This window comes from Halovenus amylolytica, from assembly GCA_004015825.1.
Classification (GTDB): Archaea; Halobacteriota; Halobacteria; order Halobacteriales; family Haloarculaceae; genus Halovenus; species Halovenus amylolytica.
Map to the genome: position 1 here is coordinate 186,489 of SAYS01000006.1, position 15,261 is coordinate 201,749.

13 protein-coding genes are annotated in these 15,261 nt (G+C 58.6%); 9 read left to right on the forward strand and 4 right to left on the reverse strand.

Going from position 1 to position 15,261, the window contains the following annotated elements; all coding sequences use genetic code 11:
* Positions 1-197: 197 nt before the first annotated feature.
* Positions 198-722 (forward strand): hypothetical protein, encoded by a 525-nt coding sequence (locus EOW68_RS06930; RefSeq protein ID WP_128224422.1) that lies wholly within the window; start codon positions 198-200, stop codon positions 720-722.
* A gap of 26 nt (positions 723-748) precedes the next feature.
* On the opposite strand, the gene EOW68_RS06935 is transcribed toward EOW68_RS06930, so the two are convergent.
* Both EOW68_RS06935 and EOW68_RS06940 read right to left on the reverse strand, forming a co-directional pair.
* A complete protein-coding gene (locus tag EOW68_RS06935) occupies positions 749-1,255 on the reverse strand; it encodes a metal-dependent hydrolase (RefSeq protein ID WP_128224423.1) in 507 nt (168 codons plus the stop codon).
* Positions 1,248-1,754, reverse strand: coding sequence for an OB-like fold-containing membrane protein (locus tag EOW68_RS06940; RefSeq protein WP_128224424.1), 507 nt, complete (start codon positions 1,752-1,754; stop codon positions 1,248-1,250). Before EOW68_RS06940 ends, EOW68_RS06935 begins: the two co-directional genes overlap by 8 nt.
* A gap of 131 nt (positions 1,755-1,885) precedes the next feature.
* Here EOW68_RS06940 and EOW68_RS06945 point away from each other — a divergent pair, with 131 nt between their 5' ends.
* The 6 genes from EOW68_RS06945 to EOW68_RS06970 all read left to right on the forward strand — a co-directional run bounded on the left by EOW68_RS06945 (position 1,886) and on the right by EOW68_RS06970 (position 6,732).
* On the forward strand, positions 1,886-2,170 hold the full coding sequence (locus EOW68_RS06945; protein WP_128224425.1) for a toxin-antitoxin system TumE family protein: 285 nt from the start codon (positions 1,886-1,888) through the stop codon (positions 2,168-2,170).
* A 29-nt stretch (positions 2,171-2,199) separates the two neighbouring features.
* Complete coding sequence (locus tag EOW68_RS06950; RefSeq protein WP_128224426.1) at positions 2,200-2,595, forward strand: HVO_A0114 family putative DNA-binding protein; 396 nt, start codon at positions 2,200-2,202, stop codon at positions 2,593-2,595.
* Positions 2,596-2,846: 251 nt separating this feature from the next.
* Positions 2,847-3,833 (forward strand): GDP-mannose 4,6-dehydratase, encoded by a 987-nt coding sequence (locus EOW68_RS06955; protein ID WP_128224427.1) that lies wholly within the window; start codon positions 2,847-2,849, stop codon positions 3,831-3,833.
* 56 nt (positions 3,834-3,889) lie between these two features.
* A complete protein-coding gene (locus EOW68_RS06960; protein ID WP_128224428.1) occupies positions 3,890-5,029 on the forward strand; it encodes a DUF4330 family protein in 1,140 nt (379 codons plus the stop codon).
* Between the two features lie 5 nt (positions 5,030-5,034).
* The gene (locus EOW68_RS06965; protein ID WP_128224429.1) at positions 5,035-5,838 is read left to right on the forward strand and encodes a hypothetical protein; all 804 of its coding nucleotides are present in this window, start codon (positions 5,035-5,037) and stop codon (positions 5,836-5,838) included.
* Positions 5,839-5,907: 69 nt separating this feature from the next.
* Complete coding sequence (locus tag EOW68_RS06970) at positions 5,908-6,732, forward strand: undecaprenyl-diphosphate phosphatase (protein WP_128224430.1); 825 nt, start codon at positions 5,908-5,910, stop codon at positions 6,730-6,732.
* A gap of 9 nt (positions 6,733-6,741) precedes the next feature.
* Here the strand turns inward: EOW68_RS06970 and EOW68_RS06975 are convergent, their stop codons facing one another.
* Positions 6,742-9,105, reverse strand: coding sequence for an MFS transporter (locus EOW68_RS06975; RefSeq protein ID WP_128224431.1), 2,364 nt, complete (start codon positions 9,103-9,105; stop codon positions 6,742-6,744).
* A gap of 436 nt (positions 9,106-9,541) precedes the next feature.
* Between EOW68_RS06975 and EOW68_RS18555 the strand changes: the two genes are divergently transcribed.
* Complete coding sequence (locus EOW68_RS18555) at positions 9,542-13,336, forward strand: DUF7827 domain-containing protein (RefSeq protein WP_431358789.1); 3,795 nt, start codon at positions 9,542-9,544, stop codon at positions 13,334-13,336.
* Positions 13,337-13,468: 132 nt separating this feature from the next.
* Positions 13,469-14,473: an archaeosortase A gene (gene artA, locus EOW68_RS06990; protein ID WP_128224432.1), complete on the forward strand. Its 1,005-nt coding sequence runs from the start codon at positions 13,469-13,471 to the stop codon at positions 14,471-14,473.
* An 8-nt stretch (positions 14,474-14,481) separates the two neighbouring features.
* Here the strand turns inward: artA and dph5 are convergent, their stop codons facing one another.
* Positions 14,482-15,237, reverse strand: coding sequence for a diphthine synthase (dph5, locus tag EOW68_RS06995; protein ID WP_128224433.1), 756 nt, complete (start codon positions 15,235-15,237; stop codon positions 14,482-14,484).
* Between the last annotated feature and the right edge of the window lie 24 nt (positions 15,238-15,261).

The following is a 15,261-nucleotide window of genomic DNA, read 5'->3' on the forward strand; positions in this document are numbered from 1 at the left end:
TACCACGAGTGCGAGTGGGATTCTTTCGAAATCAAGAGTCGTCTCAAACACTATGAGGGATGGGATAACCACGAGTGGGCGTGACAATCCGGCGGTCACGAAATTCCTCGACTGGCGCGACCGTGATGCTTCGTTCACGTTCTCGCTGTCCACCACTTGTGACAACTAATTTTGCGCAGGCTGTCCAAGCGAAACCTGTGTCCGAAACCGTCGTCGAACCCGAACGGATCACAACTGTCGTCGAATCTGGTGAGACGGAGGCCGTCAACGACCTGATCGATGAACTCGAGGGGCTGGCTGTTGACGACCAGTTGGCGACGTTCGAAGCGGTCTACGAGATGCTCCTCGATTGTATGGATTGTGCGGACGGATACAGCCGTCAAGCTGTCGTGCGGGTCGTGTCGGCGCTTGACCCTGCGACTGGTCGGATGGTCGCCGAGACGGCGCCGGACCAGTTCGAAACGATCCCAGACGAACAACGGTTCGCCGACGCAATCGAGCGCGCTGCAACCCTGTTCGTCGCGGCACTCACTGACGCGGACGGTCGTGTTCGCCGCGCCGCGATCCGCGGAATCAACAGCCTGTGTACTGGCTGTCGACTCACAGGCGACCAGGCCACGATCGAACAGTTGGTCGAAGATATCGAGGCGCTATCGCCTGACGATGAATCCGAAGAACACGTTGCAGAAGCCAGAGAAACTGCGCTGAGCCAACTGCACTGATTACGATCACTGCCACGAGCGCAGTTTCACTGCCGTCCCGAGTCAGCCATCATATACCGATCGACGGCCAGCACGACCAGTGCACTCACCACGGCACCCACGAGCACCCAGCGATCTGACGATACGTACCAGCCTGGTGTTGGGTTCCGCCACCACGAAAGTGGATACAGCAACGCCCCGTTCGCCCCGTCGGCATACGCTTTCACCCCATCGATCACCAGATGCGAGCTACTCCCCGCCAGCAGGAGCCCGAATGCCCGCAGTTGGGTACGCCGAGACGGGAACAGCACAGCCCCGATCGCGGATAACAGGAGGACACCGCCCACTGTCGCCAGTGCCTCCCAATCGAATGGTATGCCCAGTGTCTGCGCGATCACGTAGTCATCGACGACTAATCCCAGCCGCGTCAGATCGGGGAAGATCGCGCCGACCATGCCGACAACGGCCCACTCACGGTCGAGCCAGCTAATGGCCCAGCCGATGACAGTAAAGACCGCAAACGCGAGCAGGACGTGCGAGAGTACGTCAGCCATCTCTCTCACCACGATCGTCTGCTGACCGCCGAACGAACCGCAGTCGTCGCCACTCGATGCCCCAGTACCGCAGGAAGAGTCCTGCTGCAAGCAACACACCGAGTGCCGACGTTCCGAGTTTGTACTGCGAATCCCCGGGATTTCTGTTGACGACCACGACCGATTCGGCCTGCTGGATGGTACCCCGTTCTGATAGCATGCCGTACACCTGTACGACCCCGCCTCGCTCCACATCCGCTGCAGTGCCCTGCACAGTGATCGTTCGGGCAACCTCACCAGCATCGTCGTCGACAGTCATCACGAGTCCACTCCCGGTTCGCTCCTGTACCTCGCCGAACAGCAACACACGTTCGCCATCCCACCCTGCAGGCTCCTCGGCGAGTTGGTCACCAGTCGGATACGGCCAGTTGTCCTCGTACGTCGCGCCGTAGTGGACACAAAGCCCTGCGGTGAGAACGAGTAACAGCCCAGCAGCGAGGAGTCGGCGATGGTGATTCATTCACCTGCCGAGTCGTGCCCCAACTCACTAATCAATTCCGTCCCCCACCCGTGTGAGTGGATCTGTCTCGTCAGTTTTGATCGAGGACACCCGTAGATACTTACTGATGGGGGTAATACCATCGAATGCGGATGGTACCATACGAGACCGAGCGAGAACTGACAACAAAAGATGGGGACTACGTTACGCACATTCGCGTTCGTCGAACTGACAGCGATCAGTACCCGTGTGGATATGACTACGCATTACATTACGGGACGATCGACGGCGACACATTGCTAAGATATGACAACGTACACGAACAACACAAAGGCCACGAGCGGCACACGCTCGATGGCACGGAAGAAATCGAATTTCCTGGGATGGAAGCGCTCATTCGACAATTTGAGCGAGAAATCGAGGCATTGCCTCCATAATCCACGCTAGATATACACACAATCCAACCATGACTGAATCACAAACTCTCGAAGTCCGACTGGATGGCGATGAACAGCACACGGAACTCCTCGCAGATGTCCAGGCGATGGACCGTGGCGACGATGTTGAAGAGAGACACGTCTTAGTGCTTGATAATGAGTCGGAGTTACAACGCCTGTTGAGTCCGGCAAATCTCGAACTGCTTCGAACGATTCGGACCCATGTACCCGAGAGTATGCGTGCTGCTGCTGAGCTTGTTGACCGAGATTTCAAAGAAGTCCACCGGAATCTTACCGAGCTTGCTGCACTAAACGTCATTGAACTCGAAGAACAGGGGCGGTCGAAACAACCGGTGGTCCGGTTTGACGAAATCGATATCGAACTTTCGCTCGACTCGGGAGATACTGACGTGGCCTCGGCCTAGACCGCACGCACGATCTGTTTCACGACCGACTGATTTCTGTGTGGAGTGACGAAGCTAATTCGATGTGATCGTACGTTTCGATGATACCTTTCCCGTTTCGCCGGTCGCATCTCTCCCGCGTCAGTATTAATACTGCCGGCTGTAAATTCGTAAAGATATGCGCCACCCCGGGGTGGCGCAATTCTTCAGTTTCTTACAGCCGGCAGTATAAGCAGTTCCTTTTTATCAATTACTGGTCGATACTGTAGTACATGCATGTACTCGTCACTGGCGGCGCGGGATTCATCGGTGGCCACATCGCCGAGCAGCTGGCCGGCGCCGGCCACGACGTCACTGTGCTCGACAAACTCGTGCCCTACTACGACCTTGGTATCAAGGAGCACAACATCGAAGCAGCACAACAGGCTGCCGAGGAAAACGGCGGGAGCTACGAACTCGTCGAGGCGTCGATCACCGACGAGCAGGCCGTCGACGAACTGGTCGCAGAGACTGATGTCGTCTACCACCAGGCCGCACAGGCCGGTGTCCGAAAGAGCGTCGAGCAGCCAAAGACGGTCAACAGCTACAACGTCGACGGCACAGTCAACGTCCTTGATGCGGCCCGCACCCACGATACCAACAGAGTCGTCGTTGCCTCGTCCTCCTCGGTCTACGGCAAACCTCAGTATCTCCCCTACGACGAGGACCATCCCACAGAGCCCGTCTCGCCGTACGGCGTCTCGAAACTCGCAACCGAACAGTACGCCCGGGTCTACAGCGAGATCTACGGCCTGCCGACCGTCTCACTGCGATACTTCACCGTCTACGGGCCACGGATGCGCCCGAACATGGCGATGACGAACTTTGTCTCCCGCTGTCGCCACGGCGAGCCACCCGTGATTTACGGGACCGGGGAGCAGACCCGTGATTTCACCTACGTCACCGACATCCGCCGCGTCAACGAACAGTTGCTCACTGACGACAGCGCGGACGGCGAGATCATGAACATCGGCTCGACGGACAATATCGACATCCAGACACTGGCCGAAGTGATCCGTGACGAGATTGATCCGTCACTTGATATCCGCTACGACGACCCACGGGAGGGCGATGCCGAACACACCCATGCGGACGTTTCGAAAGCTGGCGAACTACTGGGCTACGAGCCGACGGTGTCGATCCGAGAGGGTGCCCAGCAGTTTATCGACTGGTACGAGGCGAACGCGGAGTGGTACGATCCACTTGTCAGACATTCGTAATTAACTACAGCTTGGATAGCAGCACTTTTCACAGCACCCTGATAAGGGTGCCAGCAATGCCAGACGAAGACGAGAGTGGTGGATTCTCCGTACTCGACAAGAATGGTCGGCTGTTCGGCCTTGTCAACGTTGTCGATCTTCTTGTCGTGCTCCTCGTTGTGGCTGTCGTTGTCGCCGGCGCGGCACTACTGCTTGGTGGCGGTGCAGGCGAGGCAGACAGTCGCTATGCAACCATCGATCTCGGAACACAGTCGAACTTCGTCGCCGAGCAGATCACCCCCGGCGACGAGTTCGAACCGGAGGGGACGAGTCACAGCATTACGATTACAGACGTCTACCGGTCCGAACAGGAGGGCGGCGTCCACGTCACGGTGCGGGCGAGAGTAAACGGGACGACGATGGACCCTGACGAGCCGGACGACTCGCCAACCTTCCAGTTCCGCGGTGAACCAGTTCGGCTGGGGCGGACACTCACGATCCAGACGGAGGACTACGAGGTCGACGGGAACGTCACCCAGCTCGAGCAGACAGGCGAGCAGCTGCCCACCCAGCAAACCGAGTTCGTAATCGAGTCGTCACTCCGGGCCGGGGCAGCAGACGAGATTGCTGTCGGTGACCGGTTCAATGTCAGTGGGAATACAGTCGCCGAAGTTACGGCACTTCGACAGTTCCCGGGGAATGGAACTGATCAGCGTTCCGTTCTGCTCGGTATCTCTGGGCAGGGACTCGACCGTGACGGCGTGACCGAGTTTGGCGGACAACCACTCCGGGTCGGAAACACGGTGCCGTTCAACTCCGAGGGGTACGAACTCAGGGGTGAGATCGTACGGCGAGGGACGAGCGAGATCGACACCGGGACGCGAACGGTGACACTCCGTATCGACAACATCAGGCCCGACCAGGCAGCAGTCATCGAGGAGGGACTGACTACAGACGTCCGTGGGGAGACAGTAGCCCAGATCACTTCGAAACGAACTGAATCTGCTGAAATCGTCCTCGAAAGCGAGGGTGGCGATATCTTCCTCCGGGAGCATCCACGCAATCTCGACGTCGAAGTCGACATCGAACTCACCGTTCGCGAACTTGCCGATGGGACTGCCCGCTTCCGGGGTGAACCACTCCGATCTGGTGAATCCCTGGCGATCGACTTCGGCAGTGTTCGAACCGAGGGTGAAATTCTTCGCATCAGCGACTGACGACAATGTTCCGTCGCACCCTCCGTGACTCGATCGTTGGAAACTTTCTCGCGCGGACGCGCGAACACCTGCAGGCTGCTGTCGCTGACTCGTGGGTCTGTGCGGTCCCTCGTAGGATGGTACGAGCACGACAAGATGCCAGACAGAGCGCCAGAACCAGACTCGGCCGTGCCATCCGAGAGGGGTCCAAAATCCTGAACGTTGTGACCAACTCTGCAGTGTATGAGTCGCTGGCCCGAATCCCCGGGGCAGTTCGCCAGGCGAGCCCACACTCGACTCTGTCTGGCCTCACACGGGCCGGTCGACAGTTTACCACCAGGTCGTGGCTCTACCGGTGGCTGACAGCAGAGCCAGATCCCGATGTCATCGTCATCGATCTGCGCGAGACACTGACTGTCGGCCCCTGGCTGGCTGCACTCGAGCGTGGATTGCGCTGGCTCTTACCTGCTGCAGCAACCTCCGTCCTGTTCGGCACTGTGCGGCGCTGCCAGACCGCGATGCAGTCCCGTCCGGTCCAACTGGTGAGTCTCCTCGTCGGGACACTCACTGCTGTGGGACTGTTCGCCAGCGCTGGTCTCGGCGTCGGCTCGACCATCTTCGTCGGCGGACTGGGTGTGCTCGCACTCCTTGCTGTCATCGGCAGTCGGGTCACCTGGAGCTGGGCAGATCTGCGAGAGACACGAGGCTACCAGATGCTCGCTGCCGCGTTCGAACCGCCGGAGCCACCCGAACGTGCTCACGACAATTCCGCAGACTCCTCACCAGCGGAGGACGACCCGGACCGATCCGAGCTGTCGGACCACGAGTAAATCCGAGTTTCGACTCCTCCGACGACAACCAACTGGTTTTTATATCGACCAGCCGCGGAGCTACATACAGTGGTAGATTCGGAGCTTGTCATCGCAGTCCTGGCAGGGATCGTCCAGGGGATCGTCGAGTGGTTGCCTGTGTCGAGCCAGGGGAATCTGGCTGTGTTTCTCTCGGCTGTCGGAACGAACCCCGACGTTGCGATCCAGCTCGCACTATTTTTACAGCTCGGAACGACACTCTCGGCGGCGACGTACTACAGAGACGACATCGCCACGGCAACAGCTGCAGTCCCGGGCTGGCGACCCCAGGCTGCCTACGACGACGACAACGCACTCGTCTCGTACATCGTGGTCGCCTGTCTGATGACTGGGCTCGTCGGCATCCCCCTGTATATCCTCGCTGTCGATTTCGCGAGTGAGTTGACCGGCGGGGTGTTCGTCGCCATCATCGGCGTGTTGCTCATCCTGACCGGACTCGTCCAGATCGTCTCTGAATCAGTCTCGATGGGGATCAACGAGACGCCGACCTTCCTCGATTCGGTTCTCGTCGGCGCAGTCCAGGGTATCGCCATTCTCCCGGGGATCTCCCGGTCTGGGATCACTACCGGCGCACTCCTCTTCCGGAGCTACGATCCGCCGGCAGCGTTTCGACTCTCCTTTCTGCTCTCTATCCCAGCGAGTGTGGGTGCTGCGATGCTTACTGTCGCCGGTGCTGGTGGGCTCCCTGGTATCAGTCCAACTGCTGCAGTCGTGGCACTGCTCGTCAGTGCGTTCGTGGGGTATCTGACGATCGATGCGCTCATGCGTGTCGTGGATCGCATTCCTTTCTGGCTCGTCTGCTTCGGGCTCGGGACGCTCGCACTCCTCGGCGGTGGACTTGCTGTTTACCTCTGAATCGGCTTACTACTCGGACGACACTGTTTCGCCGTTCATCACCTGCTGGTCGGTCACTGTGACAGTCTGGTTTCCAACCTCGTACTCGCCCGCGTACGCGACACGAATCTGTGCCACCCCGTTCTCGTCTACAGTCGCGGATCGTCGATGGGTGAACTGCTCACCACTTGTCGTTACGTCTGTCGTTGCCTGTACTGTGTTGCCCTGTTCACCGGTCGCCCTGATGGTTGCTCCATCGACAACCACGAACGCTCGGATGTCGTCGGTGGCGTACAGCAACTGATAGCGTGCGACTCCCTCGTCATCAGTGGTCAAATCAAACAGCTGTGCGTGGACCGTTTCGTCGGGTAGGTCACGGTCTTTCAGCACGACGTAGCCGACGCGGTTGCCAAAGTTATTCGCCTGCTCGTCGGGATTCGTTCCGCTAATGAACGACTCGTGATTCGACAGCGCATAACCATACCCTCGTGACTCGTTGTTGACGAAGTAGTTGTACATCCGGTTTTCGCCCCACTCACTCAGGACGAAATTCTGGGGAAACTCGCGGTCGAACTCCTCGGCGTGGCTGTCGATTGCCATCGTCGCCTCGACCTGATCCCCGCTGTACTGGGTCTGGCCCAGCAGTGTCGGGACGAACAGTAGGTTCAACACCAGTGCCAGCACGACAACGCCTGCCAGATACCCGCCTCGTGTCGGTGTCCCCGGGAGCTGTATCGCCGGGCCGCTCAGTTGCTCCCCCCAGTCGAACAGCGCTGGTTTCCGGACGAGTTCGATCGCACCGAGGACGTAGACGAATCCAACCGCCCCAAAAATCGCACAGAAGAGTGCAAACTGGGCGGCAAAGCGAACCTGAATGCTGGCGAGAAACAGATAAAACCAGGCGAAACAGACCAGGACGAGCCACCCCGGTTCGTACTGTCGGTACACGTACCAGGTAATCACCCCCAGCGGGACGAGGGCGAGATAGAAACCGATCCCGAGCTGTGCGAGGGGGCCGAAAATGATCGCGTAATCGGTCGTGAACAGTGAGGCCGTCTCGACTGCGGTCTCACGACCGAACAACGCGTCGGCTCGGTCCTGCAATCGCGACACATCGTCCGGGCGCAGCTGCCAGAACAACACCGTCCCAACGACAGCGAGGACACCCTCGGTCGCGAGCAGCCCGGCGACTGGTAGCTCGGATCGGTGCCAGACCATCGCCAGCGCTGCGACGGCGATGGTCCCGAGCGCAACGAGGACCGGGATCGTCCCAGCGACCGAACTGTGCCAGTCCCAGCGGACGTGTGCACCCATCGCCAGTAGACTCCCGACGAACACTCCCGCGAGTGCCGGTGTATTGGCAGGCAGGGCCGGTATCCCCCGGCGGGTATCGGCGACGACACGGAATCCGAAGTAGGCGGCGACAGGGACAAAGGTTAGCGGCGACCCACCGTAGACGTGAGCCGAGGCCGCAACTCCGACAGCGAGCAAGACAGCCATAGCCCACGCGCGTGACGATTTCGCGTGTCCCACTGCTGCGTCGCGAGGCTCCGACCTATTGAGGCGTCGTTGGAGATCGACGGCAAGCCAGGCGAGGGCGAACGCGACGATAATCAGCCAGAGATACTGGTACGGTCGGTGTTCGAGAAAGCCAAGCGCCGTGTAGACGACGTGGACTGGCATCAATGCGAGCAACAGGACCGACGCAAGCCCGATCCGATGATCGTCGGTCAGGATGACAGCGAGTCCATACAGGACGCCGGCGAGAACGACGGATGCGACGATCGGTAGCCAGGCTGCAACGGTCGCTGCTGCATCGGGTGTCCCGCCGAGTAGCGCCGCGAACCACCAGTTGAGTGCGTGCGTAAGTGGTCTGAGTCGGGTCAACTCACCGACTGTCGAGAGCATCCCGAGATCCGTTGCAGAACTCGACCGTGCCAGCAGCTCTGCCTGCCAGTAGCGATAGAAGTAGGGATCGTTGGCAGGCGAGACTACGAACCCGTTCTGAAACACCGACGAAAAATACAGTGACCGAACCAGCGCCACGATCGCGAGAACGCCAGCAATCGCACCAGCGAGTGTGAAATCGATCTCCGGGAGTGAGATCGACATATCCGACTTGTCTGTGTCAGCTGTCTTCGTCTCTCCGGTGTCGACCCCAGCAACCACCGCCTCGACTGCCTCCCGATCCGCGAATCGGTAGTCCCCATCATCTGTCTTTTCGACAATAGGAGTAGAGACGAGTTCGCCGAACAAACCGGAATCCAACGGGGCATCGTCGAAGGTCCACGCTGCTCGATCGAGCGACACCAGCTGTTCGAGCGCTCCCTCGGCCTCTGGATGGTCGTGCAAAAACGAGCGCGTCGCTTCTTCGACACGCTCGGTCTTTGTCATTGCTCGAAATGGTGGACAGGTACGGATTTATCATTTTCGTTCCCGAACCCAGGAGTCTGTCCACCTGCGTACGCGTACGTACATGGCCCAAATTGAGGACTATCCGGACTCTTTTCGAACTACCGAGCTAAATCTGTCCTTTGAAGTGGCTCTCGTCTGTGTCAGACTATCGTCATTCGTTCGTCAGACAATCCGCCAAAATAGACAAACCGTGCTATAGAAGTGCTCTTCTCCTTGTTTAATGGCCGTGACAAACACTCACGAACCTGTACGATGAACACAAAGCATTTAATACCTCCGCCAGAACGGAACCGTGTGCCCCTGCCCATGGTGACAGTAGTGAGTAAACCGGTTTCGGCACGTGGTCAGCAGGTTGGTGAAGACGAGTGCCGGTCGAAAGCTGTGGTCGCCGCGGTAACACAGATAAACATAAAACATGACAGATAATATACGCGAAAAAACACGCGCGGTGTTCCTTGCCGCGATCATGGTCCTCTCGGTAGTGGCCATGACCGCGTCGTTCGGAGGGATTGCTGCCGCGCAAAACGTTGACGACGGCGAAGTCGGCGTTAGTGAATTTGATATCACTAACAATGGCGACGCCGTGCTGAGCGAAGACGTACAGTTTTCACAAAACTTTGACGACACCAACAATGTTGGGCCAACTCTGGGTATCCCAGTCCAGACTGGTGAATTCGACGACGTGGATGGCGTAACTAACGGTGAACTCACATCCCAGACAGTCTCTCTGGATGTTACATTCGACACGACCCACAACAACAGTGAGGAAACCAGAGAAATAACGATCGATTACGGAGACACGGTTGATGCCGGTCTCGTGATCGATCAGGAAGACTCTTCCATTATCAGCGGTCCTGGACTTGCTGCAGATACTGAGGATGACCTCACAAACAGTGAAAACGTCACCGTCAATAACGACGTTGGCGAGATCACCCTAGTTGCTGCTACGGGAGATGAAAACGCGGTGAATGAAAACGAACTCAGCCTTGCTCTGACGGCAGAGGATCCGGTTGAGGGACTTAACGTTCAGGACGGCGTTGCAACACCAGAGTTCGAAATCGAAGGCTCCGACGGTAGCAGCGATGATGACAACTATGTTGTCGCCGAATCCGGTGTGACTGGTATCAGTGCTGACGATGCAACTGAAAACCGTGACACTGAAGTTGGTGAGATCACCGCCGATATTGAAGGAGATGAGGGTGGCTTCGCGAACTACGTTGGTTCGCAGATCACCGCACAGACAGCTGAACCCGGAGATGTTGTCCGGGTTTACGAAGCTGTTGGCGATAGCGACGACAACTACACACTTGGCGACCAGACTGGTGCCGGTAGTGGTACCGCACCTGGTGACGCCACGACTATCGACACGTCCGAACTCGGAGCTGGCGAGTACTTTGTCACCTTCGGCGGTGACAACAGCCAGCAGGTCTTCCTTGAGCTCGAAACACTAGACCTTCAGGCGAATGCCACCGAGAACGAGATCACAGAAGAAGACGATCTTCAGATCGAAGTCGACTCCGATGACTTCGGTGACCTCCGATCCGAGGACAGTGGTGTCCAGGTCTGGGTTTCCGAAGCTGGTGACGACCAGGTCAGCGACGTGATCTACGCGGACGAACGGGAACTCACCGGTCAGGGTTCCACGACGTTCACCGTCGATCCAGCGGATGATCTCAACGGCGCTGGCGACTACGAGGCCGTCGTTCTGCACAAAGACTCCGGTGTCGTTGCAGAGACGGGCGAAATCTCGGTCTCCGAACCACTGCGAGAGAGCGTTGATATCGTCTCGCCGCAGTTCGGCGATCAGTACGCACGTGGTGACATCGCAGAGTTCGAACTCGAACTTTCGAACACCAGGGAAGCTACGATCACCCTCGGTGACCGAGCGGGCGAGCAGAACTTCGAAACGAACATCACAGTGCGTGACTCCGACGAGGATGGTACCGCATCGTTCAAGGTCAACACGTACCAGCTTGGTGACGGTCCAGTTGCTGGAAACCAGTCCGCAGAAATCTACCAGGATATCACTGCCGAGAACTGGTCCAGTGAAGACCGCGAATACCCACACGGTGTCTTCTCAACTGATGACGGGACGTCCGTTGTCAGTGCCGAAGCACACCCAAGCATCCGTGTCGGTGGCGGCTCTAACGATAACGCATCGATCCAGGTCGTGATTGCGGACGGTGGCTACGACCTCGTCGCTTCGCCCGGTGACACGCCGGCGAGTGAAGAAGAGTCCCGCGCCACTGACCGTTCACAGCTCCGACTTCAGCCACGGGAGACTGGCGAAGTCGCCACCTGGAGCGCACCTGCACCGGACGACCCAGCAGGTGTCGAGGATATCGAGACCGTTGACGAGATCGCAACCGCGATCAACGAGAGCGTCGTCACTCCGCAGGACGGAACGCTTGCTGACGAAGACTACCTGATCGTTCAGGCGCAGGCCACTGGTCTTGAGGGCGTTCTCGCCACAGCAGTTGAAGAAAACGAGGATCTCTCCAACACCGATGTTGAGGAATTCCTCGACCGGAGTGAAGACCACGAGATCACCGAGGTCTTCACTGCGTCAGAACTCGTAGATATCCGAACGACCCAGAATCTCACTCAGGTCGCGGAAATTGTCGAAGGTGCACTCGAGGATCAGGAACGTAACGTTCCAGAAGATTCGACGTTTGCACTCCCAGCGCAGCTTGACCTGCTGGCAGACAGCGACAACCAGAAGGTCCTCGCTGGAACGAACGACCTGGGTAGCCTCGATGAATACTTCATCATGACCCCGGTCAGCAACGAAACCGTCGCTGACCTCATCGAGCCAGAAGGTGACGATGTCGCACAAGATGTCGATGCGTACACTGACGAAGAGATCGAAGCGGTCATCGACATCCATCCGAACTACGATGCAGAAGACTTCGATGACGGTGGCGACTTCGATGCAGCAGCAGCTCGGGACTTCTTCGAGGAGAACGCAGAGTTCGAGATCCCGACGAACGAGCCGCCAACGCAGTTCGAGACCACGTTCGAACTCGCACCGAACGTCAGTGACGACCAAGCAGAAAACTTCCCACTGAACGACTTCTTCGGTGGCGATAGCGAAGAAACGCTCATCCAGTGGAGCCTCGTGAAAGACGAGGTCAGTCTCGACAACATCGAGACGATCCTCGAGGACGAGGAACAGGTCGATCGCCTGCTCCTCCCACCACAGGACAACTACACAATCACCGGTGAGACGGAGATCGCAGCGGGCACCACGCTCGAACACGACACGCAGTCGTCTGTCGGCGAGACCCCGCCGTTCTTCGACTCCGGTGAATTCGTAGTTGAATACACCCAGGGAGGTCCGAACAACATCTCCTTCGTGGTCAACGAGTCACTCAGCGAGCGCGCTGGACAGGACTTCACGATGCAGATCCGCCGTGCGAACGGCTTCCTGCAGGTCACGCCTGACGGCGAGACCATCGAAGGTCAGATCACCGAACCAGCCGAAGTCGTCGAACACGTGTTCGAGGATCAGGAAGGCAGCGGAGAGGTCGTTAACGTTGCATCTGTCAACGTGAGCACCGCCGGCGCCGTCCAGATCCAGAACGCTGACGGAGACGTCCTCGGTGAGACCCTCATCGAAGAAGGCCTCAACGAGGATGTCCGAGTCCTCCTCGACACGCCAGTCGAAGAGAGTCAGGAACTGACATCCGTTATTGTCACTTCCGCTGGTGAAGAGTTCGACGAAGGTCCAACCAACCAGACCGCCCAGTACACCGTTGCTGGCAGTCAGGGTGAGGCATCCTTCGACGTGAGCAACCTGAACCCGATCGCGACGGAAGTCGAGCCGGGTCAGGAGATCACCGTGACGGCTGATATCACCAACAACGGTGATACCAACGCCACGAAGACCGTCGAACTCCGACTCGACGGCGATACGCTGACCTCCGAAGACGTCACGCTTGAGCCAGACGCCACACAGGAAGTCTCCTTCACTGTGAACGCGCCTGACGAAGAAGCCGACTACGTCCACAGCGTGTGGACCGAAGATGACGAGGCAGAGGGTCAGCTCACCGTCGCAACTGCCGACGATGACGGTGGAGCGGACGACAACGCAACGGACGACGGAGATGACGAAGACGCTGATGATGGCGGAGCAGGATTCGGCGTCGCTGCCGCGCTGATCGCGCTCCTCGGTGCTGCGCTGCTGGCGTACCGCCGACGAGCCGAGTAAGCAACTGACCGGATTTCCGTCCGGCCTTCACTTCTTTATTTTTTCACCCACCACGTAGCGACAGCACCCGGTTGTCCGTGTGGGCTACCTGTGACAATAAGACATATACCGGTCTTCGTCCAATAGCGGAACATGCTCGGCCAGTTGAACGCGTGGCTCGCAGAACTGCACTTCCTCTCTGGCCCACTCGGTTGGCTCGCTCTGTTTTTGTTCTTTACCGCGATCGTGCTCGAACAGTACGACCGTGAGTACGCTCGCTGGGTGTACATCGGTGCCTGGGTCGTCTTCGCAGGCCTGTGGTTTACGCTCATCCAGCCGTTTTTCGTCGTCGACGAGAGCGTCATTCGTGGGATCGGTGCGGTGATCGCGACGCCGCTGTCCTTGCTCGTCGCGAAATTCTTCTACGAAGGCCGTGACTCACTGTTTACACTCTCCCGTGCGGTCGCAATCATGGGGTTCGTGTACGCTCCCTTCCTGTTGATCGATCCGCTCAGAGAACAGCTGGTACTGCTCGTGACTGGCCACGCCGAGTTCGTCATGAACCTGGTCGGCTATCACCCGCCGCTGGTGACCGAACTCTCCGAGGCTGCCAACCAGGTCCCGGCGGGGAGCAACCCCGACATGACCCGCGAGATCGGTGGGAAAGAGCGGGCCTACGAGAATACGTTCGTCTTCTTCAACGGCGATGGGACGATCACGTTCACGATCATCCTGGCCTGCACTGGTATCGGCAGCATGGCTGTCGTGGTTGGCTTGATCGCCGCCGTAAGTGCCGATCTCAAACGGAAACTGCAGGCGATCGCGCTTTCTGTAGCGATCATCTACGTCCTCAACATCGTCCGCAACGTGTTCATCGCGATCGGCTACGGCCACCAGTACGCCCATTTCGCACCGGATCTGACGATGACGATCTTCGGGCTGGAGAACTCGTTGCGTGTCTCCTACATCTGGGTCGATCGGATCATGGCTCAAAGTGCCTCGGTCGTCGCCATGCTAGTTATCGTGTGGCTGGTCGTCAGGATCGTCCCGGAAGTGATGGAACCGCTTGAGGATGTCCTCTACTTGCTCACCGGCAAAGAACACGATCTGGCTGGTGCACTCAATCTCGACGTCGAGACCGAACCTGCAGCAGATTGAGAATCTGGTTAGTCGATCGTCGGTGCGCCAGCGAGTGCCGACAGTGCGTCCCTTTCGATTGGGTGTAACTCGCCGGGAACGAGCAGTAGATGGAGTGGCTCGCCGAACGATTCCTCGGCGAGTGCTGTCAGTCGATCTGCCCGGACAGTCGGACGGTCGCTGCCAGCCTGTCCCACGACGACGCCGAGTGGATCGTCGAGTGGGTCAGCAAGCAAGTCGGCGGCCACATCGCCGGTCAGGAACCGCTCGTTTGCGCCGTCGATATCCAGATAGACCAGTGTATGCAGGTCGCGTTCCCGGTTGGCATCGACCGTTTCGACGACGCTGTCCGGGACACCGCCGTGGGTCTCCTCGAAGGGGAGTGTCGTCGCCTTGCCAAACCGGTAGTTTTGCAGGCCGGTCAGCGAACTCGCCGCCGTCTGTGCAGTCGTCCCGTGGATCACCTGTGTGTCGATCCCGCGGTCCTCGGCCCGCAGCCGCAAGTCGACGTGTGTCGTCGAGATCATCGTATCGCCAGCCGTGAGGAAGGCAGCCTGTCCCCCTTCTGCGGCGTCGAGTATCGGTTCGGGGGTCTGTTCGACGCCGGCCCGGTCGCGCACCTTGATCTCGATGTCGTGGGTCGCTTCGAGCGTTTCGAGATCTGTGCCGGCGAGTCGGCTGGTGTACCACTCGGCGAAGGCCCGATCAGCGTCGGCGAGTGCGTCCCGCCCGCGGATCGTAATCGAGCGTTCATCGTAGAGTCCGAGTCCGATAAACGAGAGCATAGCCACGTTCGGACCTGCAGTGGG